We start from the raw sequence: 13716 nt of genomic DNA, 5'->3' as shown, positions 1-13716 counted from the left end.
CCTCGGGGCTGAGCGCGCCCAGCGACATGCCCGGCGTCACGAACCGCTTGCGGATCGAGGTGATGGATTCCACCTCCTCGATGTCGATGGGCGAGCCCTTGGGCTTGAAGTCCAGCAGGTCGCGCAGGTGCACCGGCGGCTGGGCCTGCTGGCCCGCCGAGAACTTCTTCCACATCTCGTAGGAGCCCGAGTCGCAGGCCGACTGCAGCATGTGCATGCCCTGCGCGCTCCAGGCGTGGGTCTCGCCGGACTTGCGCAGCTTGTAGAGGCCGCCGATGGGCAGCACCGTGTCGGGCATCCCGAAGGCCTTGGCGTGGATCTGCTCGGTCTTCTGCTGAAGGCCGGCCAGACCGATGCCCGAGATGCGCGAGGTCATGCCGGGGAAGTAGTCGGCGACCATGGCGCGCGACAGCCCCACCGCCTCGAAGTTGAGCCCGCCGCGATAGGACGAGATCACCGAGATGCCCATCTTGGACATGATCTTCAGCAGGCCCGCGTCGATCGAGGCGCGGAAGTTCTTCACCGCATCCTCGGCCGAGCCGTCGATCAGCCCGCGCTCGATCCGGTCGGCCACCGACTCCTGGGCCAGATAGGCGTTCACCGTGGTGGCGCCGCAGGCGATCAGCACCGCGAAGTAATGCGGGTCGATGCACTCGGCCGAGCGGACGTTCAGCGAGCAGAAGGTCCGCAGCCCCTTCTTGGTCAGCCACGAATGCACCGCCGAGGTCGCCAGGATCATCGGCACGGCGATGTTGTCGGCGTCCACGCCCTCGTCGGTCAGGATCAGGTGGCCGATGCCGGCGCGCACGGCCTCCTCGGCCTCGGTGCGGATCCGCTCGAGGTAGATGCGCAGGGCGCCCTGCTCCTCGCCCACCGGATACACGCAGTCGATGGTGCGGACCGAGCCCCCGAAGGCCTCGACCATCGCGTTGAACTGGCCGTTGGAGACGAACGGGCTCTCCAGCGTCAGGATCTCGGTCTGGGAGCTGTCCTGGTCCAGCACGTTCTTGAGGTTGCCAAAGCGCGTGCGCAGCGACATCACCCGATGCTCGCGCAGGCTGTCGATGGGCGGGTTGGTGACCTGGGAGAAGTTCTGGCGGAAGAAGTGGCTCATCGGCCGATACTTCTCCGACAGCACGGCCGAGGGCGTGTCGTCGCCCATCGAGCCGATGGCCTCCTTGCCGTCCTCGGCCATCGGGTGGAGGATCGCCTCCAGCTCCTCGATGGAATAGCCGGCCGCGATCTGGCGCTTGCGCAGCTCGTCGCGCTGGTAGAGGCGGGGCTCCTTGGCGCCCTCCACATGGGCTTCGAGGTCGTTGATCGTGCCGACCCAGTCGCCGTAGGGCTGCGAGGTCGCCAGCTCGTCCTTGATCTCGTAGTCATGCAGCAGCCGGCCGGTGGTCATGTCGACCGCCAGCATCTGCCCGGGCCCGAGCGCCCCCTTCTCCTGCACGCCCATCTCGTCGACCGGGACCATGCCGGCCTCCGAGCCCGCGATCACCAGCCCGTCGCCGGTCACCACGTAGCGCAGCGGACGCAGGCCGTTGCGGTCGACGCCCGCCACGACCCAGCGGCCGTCGGTCATCGCCAGCGCGGCCGGGCCGTCCCACGGCTCCATCACCGAGTTGGAATAGGCGTACATGTCCCGCCAGGTCGAGGGCATCGCCGTGCCGGTCTTCGACCAGGCCTCGGGCACCAGCATGGTCTTGGCCATGGGGGCCGAGCGGCCGGCATGCACCAGCACCTCGAACACCGCATCGAGCGCGGCCGAGTCCGAGGACCCCGAGGGGATGATCGGCTTGATGTCCTCGGCCATGTCACCGAAGTAGGTCGAGGCCATGCGGATCTCGTGGGACTTCATCCAGTTGACGTTGCCCTTCAGCGTGTTGATCTCGCCGTTGTGGGCGAGCATGCGGAAGGGCTGGGCCAGCCACCACTGGGGGAAGGTGTTGGTCGAATAGCGCTGGTGATAGATCGCGAAGGCCGATTCAAAGCGGTCGTCCTTCAGGTCGGGATAGAACTCGGCCACCTGCTCGGCCAGCATCATGCCTTTGTAGATGATCGACCGGCACGAGAGCGAGCAGATGTAGAAGCCCGAGACCTGCGCCGCGGCCACCGCCTTCTCGATCCGGCGGCGGATGACGTAGAGCTCGCGCTCGAACGTCTCCTGATCCGCGCCGGTGTTGTTCGAGATCAGGATCTGCTCGATCTCGGGCCGGGTGGCGTTGGCCTTGTCGCCCAGCACCTGGATGTTCACCGGGACATGGCGCCAGCCGTAGATGTAGTGACCCATGCGGAGCACTTCCGTCTCCACGATGGTGCGGCAGGTCTCCTGCGCGCCGAAGTCGGCGCGGGGCAGGAACACCATGCCCACGGCGACGAGCTCCTCGTTGGGCTCATGGCCGGTGCGGCGGATCTGCTCCTCGAAGAAGGCCTTGGGGATCTGCACGTGGATGCCCGCGCCGTCGCCGGTCTTGCCGTCGGCGTCGACCGCGCCGCGGTGCCAGATCGCCTTCAGCGCCGAGATCCCGCTCTGCACCACTTCGCGCCGCGGCTTGCCGTCGACGGCCACCACCAGCCCGACCCCGCAGGAGGCGTGCTCGAAGTCTTCGCGGAACATGCCGGTCTCGGACAGACGCTTGCGCTGTTCCTCGTGGGCCTGCGCCCAGGTCGCGTCGTAATTCGTCATGTCCGTGCTCCTTTCCTCAAGAGCGTCTTGGGGCGCCGGGGGCCGGGGCGCGGCCCCGATCCGGCGTCTGGTCCGGGCGGCGCGCGGCGCCCGGCGGGCGTCCCGGCGCGCGTGCCGGCATCTGCGGTTTCGGCCCGGCCGGGGGCGCAGGGGCCGTCCGGCGGGGAAGGGCGGGCGCCGGCGGTCGCGTCCGCCGGGGCCCAGGGTTCGCATCGGCGCGGCCGCTGCGGCCGAGACGCGCTCGGCCGGCTCACTCGGCGGCGATCACCCGGGCGTCGGCGTCGAACTTCGCCGCGATCGCGTCGGCCGCCTCGCGCCCGTCGCGGATCGCCCAGACCACCAGGCTGGCGCCCCGCACGATGTCGCCGACGGCGTAGACGCCCTCCATCGCGGTCATGTGGGTGCGGTGGTCGGTCTTCACGGTGCCCCAGCGGGTCACGGGAAGCTCCTCGCAGCCCCACAGGGTCGGCAGCGCCTCGGGGTCGAAGCCCAGCGCCTTGATCACCAGGTCCGCCGGCTCGGTGTAGTCCGCGCCCTCGATCTCCTCGGGGGTCTGGCGGCCGGTGACGTCGGGGGCGCCCAGGCGCATCCTGGCGACGCGCACGCCGGTCACCTTGTCGTCGCCGACAAAGCCCTTGGGGGCGGCGAGCCACACGAACTCGACCCCCTCCTCCTCGGCGTTGGCCACCTCCCGCTGGGAGCCGGGCATGTTTGCCTTGTCCCGACGGTAGAGGCACTTGACCGACTTCGCGCCCTGGCGGATGGCGGTGCGCACGCAGTCCATGGCGGTGTCGCCGCCGCCGATCACGACGACGTTCTTGCCCTGGGCGTTCAGCTCGCCGGAGGTGTAGTCGGGCACGCTGTCGCCAAAGCCGTGCCTGTTCGACGCCGTCAGATAGTCGAGCGCGCGCTTGATGCCCGGCAGACCCGCGCCCGGGCCGCCGAGGTCCCGGCTCTTGTAGACGCCGGTGGCGATCAGCACGGCGTCATGGGCGCTGCGGATCTCCTCGAACGAGCGGTCCTCGCCGACGGCGCAGTTCAGCACGAACTTGACGCCGGCCGCCTCGAGCTGGGCGTTGCGGCGGGTGACCACGTGCTTCTCCAGCTTGAAGCCGGGGATGCCGTAGATCATCAGCCCGCCCGAGCGGTCGTAGCGGTCGTAGACGGTGACCTGGAAGCCGCGGCGGCGCAGCACGTCGGCCGCAGCCAGGCCCCCGGGGCCCGCGCCGATAACGCCCACCGATTCCGGCCGCTCCTTGAGGGGCTTGCCGGGTTTGACCCAGCCTTTCTCCCAGGCGGTGTCGGTGATGTATTTCTCGACCGCGCCGATGGTGACGGTGCCGTGGCCCGACTGCTCGATGACGCAGTTGCCCTCGCACAGGCGGTCCTGGGGGCAGATGCGGCCGCAGATCTCGGGGAAGGTGTTGGTCGCCTGGGAGACCTGGTAGGCCTCCTCCAGCCGGTCCTCGGCGACCAGCTTCAGCCAGTCGGGGATGTTGTTGTGCAGCGGGCAATGCTGCTGGCAATAGGGCACGCCGCACTGCGAGCAGCGCGCGGACTGCTCCTCGGCCTTGGCGGCGGCGAATTCGCGGTAGATCTCACCGAAGTCGTCGCGGCGCGCCTCGGCGGCGCGCTTCTCGGGCATCCCGCGGGGGACGTCGACGAACTTGAGCATCTTCTGAGCCACCTGGCGGTCTCCCTCGGGCGAGCATGGCTGGGGCCCCGGACTCGCGTCCGGCGTCTGATCCGGTGACTAACCGATCCGCGCGGGGAATAAAAGACAGCAATGCTGACCTTGTTTGCGGGTCCGCAGGGGTGGGGGTTGCATTCCGCTGGGTCGGCCGTCCGATCGGCAGGCAAAATCAGGTCAGCATTGCTTACCCAATTACGCCGCATTCCCAGCAGCCCCTCTGCCCGCTAACCCTTTCCGCGTCTCCCGCCTGTCGCTCAGGACAAACCCATGCCCTTGATGAACCTCGTGATTCTGGCCCTGATCCAGGGCATCACCGAGTTCCTTCCGATCTCCTCCTCGGGCCACCTGGCGCTGTTCCCGGCGCTGTCGGGCGCGGCGGACCAGGGCCTGTCGATCGACGTGGCGGTCCACGTGGGCACTTTGGTCGCGGTCGTCATCTTCTTCTGGAAGGACGTGCGGGCGGCGGTGGTCGGCGGCCTGCAGGTCCTGACCGGCAAAGTCTCGACCTACGAGGCCGGGCTGGCCCTGCGGTTGGTGGTCGCAACCATACCGGTGGTCATCGCGGGACTGCTGCTGTCGATGGCCGGGCTGACCGACATCTTCCGCAATGTCGAGATCATCGCCTGGTCCACCATCGTGTTCGGCGTGGTCCTCTACATCTTCGACCGCTGGGGCCCGCAGACGCGCGAGGCCGAGGACTGGTCCTGGCGCGACGCCATCGTGATGGGCCTCGCCCAGGCGGTGGCGCTGATCCCGGGGACCTCGCGCTCGGGCATCACCATCACCGCGGCGCGGGGGCTGGGCTTCAAGCGGCCGGATGCGGCGCGGATCTCGATGCTGATGTCGGTGCCCACGATCCTCGCGGCAGGCGTGCTGACCACCAAGGACCTGCTCGACTCCGGCGACGCGACCCTGGGGACCGAGGCCGCCATCGCCGCGGTGCTGTCGTGCATCGCCGCCCTGCTGGCGCTGGCGCTGATGATGCGGATGCTGCGCACCTGGAGCCTGACGCCCTTCGTCATCTACCGGCTGCTGCTGGGCGGCGCGCTGCTGGTCTGGCTCTACGCCTGAGCGCTCCGCCGCGGGCCTGAAGACGGGGAGGGCGCGGGCCCTCCCCTTTCGCGTTTCGGCCGGGCTCAGGCCTTCTGCGGCTCGACGATCAGCTTGCCGGCGGCCTTGCGGTCGGCCAGGCGCTGGATCGCGGAGGGCGCCTGCTCGAGCGTGAAGCGCTCGGACACGCGCGGACGCAGCTTGCCCTCGCGCAGCCAGCTGAACAGCACCTCCATGTCCTTGAGATACTGCTTGTATTCGGTCTTCACGAAGGCGCCCCAGAAGACGCCCACGATCGAGGCGTTCTTCAGCAGCGGCAGGTTCAGCGGGATCTTGGGGATCGAGCCGCCGGCGAAGCCGACCACCAGGAACTTGCCGCGCCAGCCGATCGAGCGGAACGCCGGCTCGGCGAGATCGCCCCCGACCGGATCGTAGATCACGTCGGGACCCTTGGGGCAGACGCGCTTGAGCGCCTCGCGCAGGTCTTCCTCGACGTAGTTGATCACCTCGTCGGCGCCGTGCTCCTTGCAGATCGCCAGCTTCTCGGCCGAGGAGGCCGCGGCGATCACATGCGCGCCGACCGCCTTGGCGATCTCGACCGCCGCGAGACCCACGCCGCCGGCCGCGCCCAGCACCAGCACGGTCTGGCCGGCCTTGAGCTCTCCGCGGTCCAGCAGCGCGTGGTAGGAGGTGCCGTAGACCATCGGGAAGCCCGCGGCGACGGCGAAGTCCACGCCCTCGGGCAGGGGATCGAGGCGGGTCTCCTCGGCGACGGCCTCCTCGGCGAAGGCGCCCCAGGGGGTCATGCCCATGACCTTGTCGCCGACCTTGAAGCGGGTCACGCCCTCGCCCACCGCGGTCACCACGCCGGCGAGATCGGAGCCGGGCGAGAACGGCAGCTCGGGTTTGAACTGGTACTTGTTCTGGATGATCAGCACGTCGGGAAAGTTGACGGAGCTGGCGTGGATCGCCACCCGGACCTGGCCCTTGCCGGGCTCGGGCACGGGGATGTCCTCGATCACCAGCGTTTCGGGCGTTCCCCATTCCTTGCAGAGCACGGCGCGCATTCGGTTCCTCCCCTAGAGGTTTCGTTTCGACTCCCTGCCGGTCGGCAGGTTCAAGGCATCTGTTTCGCCCAGAGACGGCGCCGGCGCAATCGTCCCGCGCAGGAACAGCGGGCGCGAGAGGCGGCGCGAGGGGCGGGACAGGGCCGGAAGGATGACTTATCATGCGACCAGCGAAACACGAAACGAGCCGGGCCCGGGGCAGGCCCGGAGGGGAGGCGACGAATGACCCAGACGATCCCTGTGCGGGCTGCGGCGACGATCATGCTGCTGCGGGAGACGCCTGCGCTGGAAGTGCTGATGGTGCGGCGGAACTACCAGATCGACTTCTTCTCGGGGGCGATGGTGTTTCCCGGCGGCAAGGTGGACGCGGACGACGCCTCGCCCGAATGGGCCGAGGTGGCCGAGAACTGGCACGCCGCCCCGGAGGAGGAGCGCGCGCCCCGCATCGCCGCGCTGCGCGAGACCTTCGAGGAGACCGGAATGCTGCTGGGCCGCGACGGCGTCGCCGGCAGCGCCGAAGAGCGGCACGCGGTGGAGCACGGCGAGATCCGGTTTCTCGACTATGTGCGCGAGCGGGGGGTGACCCCTGACCTCGGCGCGCTGACCCGCTTCGCGCGCTGGGTGACGCCCGCGCATGTGCCCAAGCGCTTCGACACCTGGTTCTTCGTGTCGCGGGCGCCCGAGGGCCAGGACGCGGTGCATGACGGACGCGAGACGGTGGAGACCGAGTGGATCGCGCCGGCCGAGGCGCTGCGCCTCTACGAGGCGCGCGAGCGGGCGATCGTGTTCCCCACCCGGATGAACCTTCAACTGCTGGCAAGGTCTTCCGATTTCGAGGATGCCACGCGGGCCGCGGCGGGCCGGGCGGCGCGCACCGTGCACCCGATCGTGGACCTCGCCTCGACCCCGAAGGTGATCCGCCTCGACCCCGAAGACGGCTACGGGCCGGTCGAGGAGACGCTCGAGATCGGGTGAGGCCGCTCGGCCCGGCGCGCCCGCTGCGCGGACGCGACCGACCCGCCCGGCCCCCCCGAGGGGGCGCCCGTCTCCGGGCGAGGGGCCTTTGTCAGGCGCGGGGCGGGCCGCGGCGCAGGAACACGTGCAGGTTCGCGTCCATCGCCGGGGGCAGGATCGCCTGAAGCGCCTGCATCGCCCGCCAGGCGATGGCGGAGCGGCCGGCGTAGGCGGGCTCGGAATTCCAGCCGTGGACATGGTGGCCCCAGCCCGGCGCCGGAAAGGCGCGGGCCAGCGCCCCGCGGGTGTTGAGCCGATAGCAGGTGGGGAACACGTCCTCGTGCCGGCGATGCGGCTGAGCGCGCGCGAGGACGGCGCCGTGCACCCCCTCGGGGATCGCGCGCGAGGCCATCGCCACCAGGCCCCAGCGGTTGGGCGTGCGGGCGCAGAGCCAGCCGCCGGGGCGCAGCAGGCGGCCGCATTCGCGCGCGAAGGCCTGAGGGTCGGCCACATGCTCGAGCACGTGATCGGCCAGGATCAGGTCGACCGAGGCGTCGCGCAGCGGGACCTCCTCGGGCGAGGGCATCACCATCGCCTCGTCCAGCGAGGGGTTGTCGAGCACCGCCGGATCGGGGTCCACGCCGATCACCCGGGCGCAGCGGCCGCGCAGGTCCATCAGGCTGCGGCGAAACGAGACCGGGTCGTCGAGATGCGCCCGTCCGCGCCCCGCGCCAAGGTCCAGCACCGTCGCGCCAGGCGTCAGCAGCGCCGCCACGCGCACGTAGAAGATCACCGTGCCGTCGATGGCCGAGAAGCCGCCCGCTCCGCTCTCGGGGTGCAGGCGGGCGCGCAGGCGTTGCAGGGGCGGTTGGGCGAGGGCGCAGGGCTCGTCCTGCGGTTCGGTCCCAGTCTCATGCCGGCTCTCGCGCCGGATCTCGCTCCGGGGTTCGATCCGCGGTTCGGGCCAGGTCGCGCTGCGGGTCTTGGTCTGGGTCATGCCGGGACGCTTTCGCTTGCGGTCGCGCGCAGGGCCGCGGGGGCGTGGGCGCGCAGGATGGCGTGGAGGTCGCGGGCCTGCGCCTGAAGGGCGGCGACGCGGGGCGTGCGGGCGGCAAGCGCCACGGCCATCGCCGCGGCCTCGGCCCGCCGGCGGCGGCGGGCGCGGGCGGCCTCGTCCTGGGCGGGCGAGTAGCTGACATGCGCCCGGCCGACGCGGTCCCGGGTCAGCCGATCGACATGGGCCCAGGCCCCCGCCTCGCGCGCGGCGTCCCAGGCCGGCGCGGGCCAGTCGAGCGCGAAGCGCGCGACCAGCGCCTGCGCGACCGCCGGGAAGGGGCCGGTCGCGGCCTCGAACGGGACCACCAGCAGCCGGTCGACCGCGCCGGTCAGCCCGGCATGGAAGCGCACGTATTCCTCGAACCCCAGGCTCGGGTCATAGACCGCCGGCTCGCGCAGCAGCAGCGAGGCGACGGCCGCGTCCGGAGCGCGCAGCAGCAGCATGGCCGGCAGGCCGCGCCGCGCCGCCGCGCGCAGCGAGGCGGCGGCGTGCAGGTGCTGGGCGACGCGCAGACCGGGCCAGGCCTCGCGCACGCAGCCCTCGATCCAGGAGTTGGCGGACCGGGGAAAACCCTCGACCACCAGCTGCGTGTCCGGCCCTACCGCATGCGCCGGCCGCGCCAGACGGGCGAGCGGCAGATACAGCCGGTCGGCCTCGGCGAGCTGGTTGCGCAGGCGGCGGCGCAGGCGTGGCCAGGCGCGGAGCGCGCGCGGCGGCGCAGGGCGGTCGAGGGCGGAGCACGAAGGCATGGGCGCCTCCCGGACGGGGCCGCGGAGCGGCGGGCGAAAAGGGTTACAGAACGTTTTGTTTACCAGTCTCGTTAAGATTGAGTTTCGCCGGGCACGATTCCCGCAAGAGGGAGCCTAACGCATGCGCCAGACCGCGACCGAGACCCTGCGCGGCCGCCTGCGCGCGCGCCTTCGGGGCCGGTTCCTGCGCGCGCTGGGCGGCGCGGCGCTGGCGACGCTCGCCGCGCGCGGGGCGCAGTTCGGCATGGCGCTGGCGCTGGGGACGCAGCTGGGCCCGGCGGGCTTCGGCCAGGTGGCCTTCGCGCTGGGAACCGGGACGCTGGCCGGCCAGCTCGGCGCCGGGGGCTGGCCCGCGCTCGCGGTCCGGCGGACCGAGGGGCTGGCCGCGCGGCCCCAGCGCCTGCGCCGGCTGATGGCGATGTCGTCGCGCGCGGCGCTGCGCGGGGGGGGGCTGGCCGCGCTGCTGCTGGGGCTCGCTGCGCTGATCTGCCTGCGGGCGGGGCCCGAGGGGCTGGCCGAGGGGCTGGCCCTCGCCGCGCTGGTCGCGCCGGGGGCGGCGTTGCGGCGGCTGGGGCGCCAGCAGCTCTCGGCGCTGTTCCGGCCGGCGACGGGCGTGGTTCTCGAGGATCTGGCGGCCCCCGCGGCGACGCTCGCCGTCGCGCTTGCGGCGATCCCGCTGGGCGGGCTCGGGGGCGCCGGAGTCGCGACGGGGGTCTTTGCGGCGGTCGGGGGCGCGGCCGGGTGGGCGGCGCTCGCGCTGGCGCGGCGCGGCCTGCCCGAGACCGCCGCGCACGACCCGGCCGAGGCCGGGGAGCCCGCGCTCTGGACCGCCGAGGCGCGCGCGTTGCTGCCCTCGCTGGCCCCGCGAATGCTGCTGGCGCGCGCGGACATGCTGCTGATCGCCCCGATCCTGGGGTTCGAGGCCGCCGGCCTCTATGCGGCGGCCCAGCGTCTGGCCTTCCTGGTCAGCGCGCCGCCGCTGTTGCTGGCGCAGGTGCTGCAACCCTGGGTCAGCCGCGCGCTGCATGCCGGCGACCGGCGGCGGCTGCTGCAGGTGCTGGGCGGCGGCACGGGCGCGGTGCTCGCCTGGGCGGCGCCGGCGGTGGCGCTGGTCCTGGTCTTCCCCGAGGCGCCCGTGGCGCTGTTCGGCGAGGCCTTCGCCGCCGCCGGCCGGGCGCTGGCGCCGCTGGCGCTGGCCGAAATGGCGGCCTCGATCGCGGCGCCGCTGATGGCGGTGGCGATCTCGGGGCCCTGGATGCGGGCGCTGGGGCGCGCGGGACTGGCGCTCGCGGCCGGCCAGGCGCTGGTCATCGCGATGGTCGCGCCGACGGCCGGCGTCACGGGGGCGGCGTGGACGGTCTGCGCCACCTCGGGCGCGCTGGCCACGGTCACCGCGCTCGCCGCGCTGGGCGCCCTGCCGCGACGGGCCGGCCGCTGAGGCGGGGTCAGGCGAGGGCGACCTGCCGCTCGCGCGCCGCCGATCGCTTGCGCCACTGCACGCTCAACCACGAGATCACCGTGATCGCCACCACGATCCGCAACGAGGCGCGGATCGGGTAGGTCTGCAGCTTCAGCAGGCAGACCAGATACATCGGAAACAGCGCCGCGCTCAGCGCGTCCCCGTCGCGGAAGAAGGCGAGGGTCAGCTGCCGGGTCGCCGCAAGGCAGGCCGCGAACAGCATCGGCGCCGCCAGCGGGTGGAAATGCACCGCCTCGCCGAAGGCCGAAAAGGGGACGTAGATGTTGATCCGCTGCTCCATGTCGTTCACGTCGAACCCGTCGAGGAACGAGGGCAGCGGGCTGAAGCTGAGCGCCTGATAGCCCGGATCGTAGACCGGCGCGTGGCGCAGCGCGTTGGCGAAGCTCATGCCCGCATCGAAGGAGGTGACGCCGAGCTTCGCGGCCAGCCAGCCCAGATGGCCGACGTCGAGCGCCTCGAGCACCGGCAGCACCGAGCCGAGCCCCTGGGTCACGTGCCCGCGCCCGGCCAGCGCCAGCACGAAGCAGGCGAGGATCAGCAGCGTGTAGAGCGCGAAGGCGACCATGGCGCCGGGCCCTCCGCGCCGCAGCGAGAACACGCGCCCCATGAAGAACACGAAGACATAGACCATGAGGTAGCGCGAATAGACCGCCAGGCTGAAGGCGAAGGCGTAGGCGCAGATCAGGAACAGAAGCGTGGTCTGCAGGTCGGTTCCCCGCCGCCGGGGCGCGCCCTCGCGGTCGCAGGCCGCGCCGCGGATCGCCAGCAGCAGGAAGGCGGGCAGCGCCAGCGGCCGGAGGATGTTGTTGACGAAGGCGCCCACGCCCAGCCCGACGCCGTTGCGGGTGGGGTCGGCCAGCGAGAGATACTCGCTGTTGAGGTAGAAGGCGCCGCGGTCGATCATGCTCAGGTGCAGCGCGCAGACGGCGACGGCGAGCAGCGTGTAGATCCGCGCGGCCCCGCTGGCGCGCGCCCTGGTCAGCGCCTCATGCAGGGCGCGACCGGCGCCGCTGGCTGCGGCCGTCTCCGGCGTGGGGCGCCAGCCCAGCACCGACAGCGGCCCGATCAGCGCCTGGACCGAGAAGAACAGGGCGGTGGGCGCGAACTGCTCCCCCAGCCGGATGGTGGGCATCGGCGAGAGGCCGAGCGCGGGCAGGTGCACGCCAAGCGCGATCACCGCCCACAGGGCGAGGATCCCGGCGAAGCAGAACCCGCTCCACATCACTGCGGGCGCGTACCAGGCGGTGCGGCGCCAGCAGACAAAAACGCATAGTCCGGTAAAGCCCGCGGCGGCGAGGCCGACAGGCAGCAGGTCGGGCGGCATGGTCAGCTCCCGGCGCCATTCTGGTCCGGGACAGGGTGACGCGAGGAGGTAAAGGCTGCGTTAACCCTGGACGGACGGATCAGGCCGAGGGCCGCCGGACCGAGAGGCGGGCCACCCCCCGCTCGTCACAGAAGCGGCGCTTCGCCCGGCGTCATCCGGTCTCGGCGCCCGCGGTCTGCTCGGCGGAGGCGCCCTGCCAGGCGACGACCGCCTGGGCGCGCACCACGGCGAAGACCAGCGTCATCGCGATCCCCCCCGCCGACTGCGCGAGGAACGCCGATGCGATGGAGAGCTCCATCAGCAATGCCGCCAGGAAGAACACGCCGCTCGAGGCCATGCCCAGAACCAGGGACCCCATACGCACCTCTTCACCGTCAAGCGCCCGTCGGTTCGCCACACGGGCCATCACGCAAGCCGCGAACGCTCCAACACCTAGACCTGACGATATGAACCGGGCGTGAGAGACCCTCTGCGGCCGGTGTTCCAGGCCGCCTTCGCCGGCCCTGGCCTGACGCGGACCGCTCCCCTGCCGGGTCAGGCCATGCGCTCGGCCCGCGGCAGGCCCTCGCGTCCCAGGAGTTCGAGGTCGGCGGCCACCATCTCGCTGACCAGCGAGTCGATGCCCCGGCTGTGGCTCCAGCCCAGGCGTTCGCGGGCCTTCGCGGGGTCGCCCATCAGCAGGTCGACCTCGGCCGGACGGAAATAGCGCGGATCGATCTCGACCCGGATCTCGCCCGAGGCGGCGTCGACGCCTTTCTCGGCCAGCCCCTCGCCCTTCCAGTCCAGCGCGATCCCCGCCGCGGCGAAGGCGCGGGAGGCGAAGCCGCGCACCGAATGCGTCTCGCCGGTGGCCAGCACGTAGTCGTCGGGGGTCTCCTGCTGCAGGATCCGCCACATCCCCTCGACATAGTCCTGCGCGTGCCCCCAGTCGCGCCGCGCATCGAGGTTGCCCAGATACAGCCGGTCCTGCAGCCCCAGCGCGATGGCCGCGACCGCGCGGGTGATCTTGCGGGTCACGAAGGTCTCGCCGCGCAGCGGGCTCTCGTGGTTGAACAGGATCCCGTTGGAGGCGTGGACGCCCCATGCCTCCCGGTAGTTCACCGTGATCCAGTAGGCGTAGAGTTTGGCGCAGGCGTAGGGGCTGCGGGGGCGGAAGGGGGTCGTCTCGCGCTGAGGCGTCTCGGCGACCTGGCCGTAGAGCTCTGAGGTCGAGGCCTGGTAGAAGCGCGAATGCCCCTCCAGCCCCAGGATGCGGATCGCCTCCAGCAGGCGCAGGGTCCCGATGCCGTCGGCGTTGGCGGTGTATTCGGGCGTCTCGAAACTGACCTGCACATGCGACTGGGCGGCGAGGTTGTAGACCTCGTGCGGGCGCACCTCCTGCATGATCCGGATCAGGTTCGAGCCGTCGGTCATGTCGCCGTGGTGCAGGCGGAAGTTGACGTTGCCCTCGTGCGGGTCGCGGTAGAGGTGGTCGACGCGGCCGGTGTTGAACGACGAGGCGCGGCGCTTCAGGCCGTGCACCTCGTAGCCTTTCTCAAGCAGCAGCTCGGCGAGATAGGCGCCGTCCTGGCCAGTGACGCCGGTGATCAGGGCGCGTTTCATGGGGCGGCTCCGTACGCGGTTGGGGTCGGGAACGCCCTGGGGAAGGGCGCG

General features: G+C 71.6%; 11 protein-coding genes. 3 read left to right on the top strand and 8 right to left on the bottom strand.

Annotation, left to right across the window (positions count from 1 at the left end; all coding sequences use genetic code 11):
• Together AAC134_RS12655 and AAC134_RS12650 are read right to left on the bottom strand one after the other, a co-directional pair.
• On the bottom strand, positions 1-2689 hold a 2689-nt coding region (locus tag AAC134_RS12655; RefSeq protein ID WP_339949453.1), incomplete at its 3' end, for a glutamate synthase central domain-containing protein.
• 250 nt (positions 2690-2939) lie between these two features.
• Positions 2940-4364: an NAD(P)-dependent oxidoreductase gene (locus AAC134_RS12650; protein WP_339949455.1), complete on the bottom strand. Its 1425-nt coding sequence runs from the start codon at positions 4362-4364 to the stop codon at positions 2940-2942.
• Positions 4365-4649: 285 nt separating this feature from the next.
• Between AAC134_RS12650 and AAC134_RS12645 the strand changes: the two genes are divergently transcribed.
• Positions 4650-5453 carry an undecaprenyl-diphosphate phosphatase gene (locus AAC134_RS12645; RefSeq protein ID WP_339949452.1) on the top strand — a complete coding sequence of 268 codons (804 nt, stop codon included), beginning with the start codon at positions 4650-4652 and terminating at the stop codon, positions 5451-5453.
• Positions 5454-5518: 65 nt separating this feature from the next.
• Here the strand turns inward: AAC134_RS12645 and AAC134_RS12640 are convergent, their stop codons facing one another.
• On the bottom strand, positions 5519-6499 hold the full coding sequence (locus AAC134_RS12640; protein WP_339949451.1) for an NADPH:quinone oxidoreductase family protein: 981 nt from the start codon (positions 6497-6499) through the stop codon (positions 5519-5521).
• A gap of 222 nt (positions 6500-6721) precedes the next feature.
• On the opposite strand from AAC134_RS12640, the gene AAC134_RS12635 reads away from it, so the two are divergent.
• Positions 6722-7474: a hypothetical protein gene (locus AAC134_RS12635; protein ID WP_339949450.1), complete on the top strand. Its 753-nt coding sequence runs from the start codon at positions 6722-6724 to the stop codon at positions 7472-7474.
• Positions 7475-7565: 91 nt separating this feature from the next.
• Here AAC134_RS12635 and AAC134_RS12630 read toward each other — a convergent pair whose 3' ends face one another.
• Complete coding sequence (locus AAC134_RS12630; protein WP_339949449.1) at positions 7566-8450, bottom strand: class I SAM-dependent methyltransferase; 885 nt, start codon at positions 8448-8450, stop codon at positions 7566-7568.
• Complete coding sequence (locus AAC134_RS12625; RefSeq protein ID WP_339949448.1) at positions 8447-9259, bottom strand: hypothetical protein; 813 nt, start codon at positions 9257-9259, stop codon at positions 8447-8449. The genes AAC134_RS12630 and AAC134_RS12625 overlap by 4 nt, the downstream gene beginning before the upstream one ends.
• Positions 9260-9380: 121 nt before the next feature.
• On the opposite strand from AAC134_RS12625, the gene AAC134_RS12620 reads away from it, so the two are divergent.
• Positions 9381-10697: a hypothetical protein gene (locus tag AAC134_RS12620; protein WP_339949447.1), complete on the top strand. Its 1317-nt coding sequence runs from the start codon at positions 9381-9383 to the stop codon at positions 10695-10697.
• Between the two features lie 7 nt (positions 10698-10704).
• Here AAC134_RS12620 and AAC134_RS12615 read toward each other — a convergent pair whose 3' ends face one another.
• The 3 genes from AAC134_RS12615 to gmd form a co-directional block, all read right to left on the bottom strand.
• Positions 10705-12063: a hypothetical protein gene (locus tag AAC134_RS12615; RefSeq protein ID WP_339949446.1), complete on the bottom strand. Its 1359-nt coding sequence runs from the start codon at positions 12061-12063 to the stop codon at positions 10705-10707.
• A gap of 151 nt (positions 12064-12214) precedes the next feature.
• Positions 12215-12421, bottom strand: coding sequence for a hypothetical protein (locus tag AAC134_RS12610; protein ID WP_339949445.1), 207 nt, complete (start codon positions 12419-12421; stop codon positions 12215-12217).
• Between the two features lie 176 nt (positions 12422-12597).
• Positions 12598-13665, bottom strand: coding sequence for a GDP-mannose 4,6-dehydratase (gene gmd / locus AAC134_RS12605; RefSeq protein ID WP_339949444.1), 1068 nt, complete (start codon positions 13663-13665; stop codon positions 12598-12600).
• Positions 13666-13716: the final 51 nt, after the last annotated feature.

It is taken from the genome of uncultured Albimonas sp. (assembly GCF_963977235.1).
Taxonomy (GTDB): domain Bacteria; phylum Pseudomonadota; class Alphaproteobacteria; order Rhodobacterales; family Rhodobacteraceae; genus Albimonas.
The sequence above is the reverse complement of the archived record's forward strand: the minus strand, read 5'-3'. Positions and strand labels throughout refer to the sequence as shown.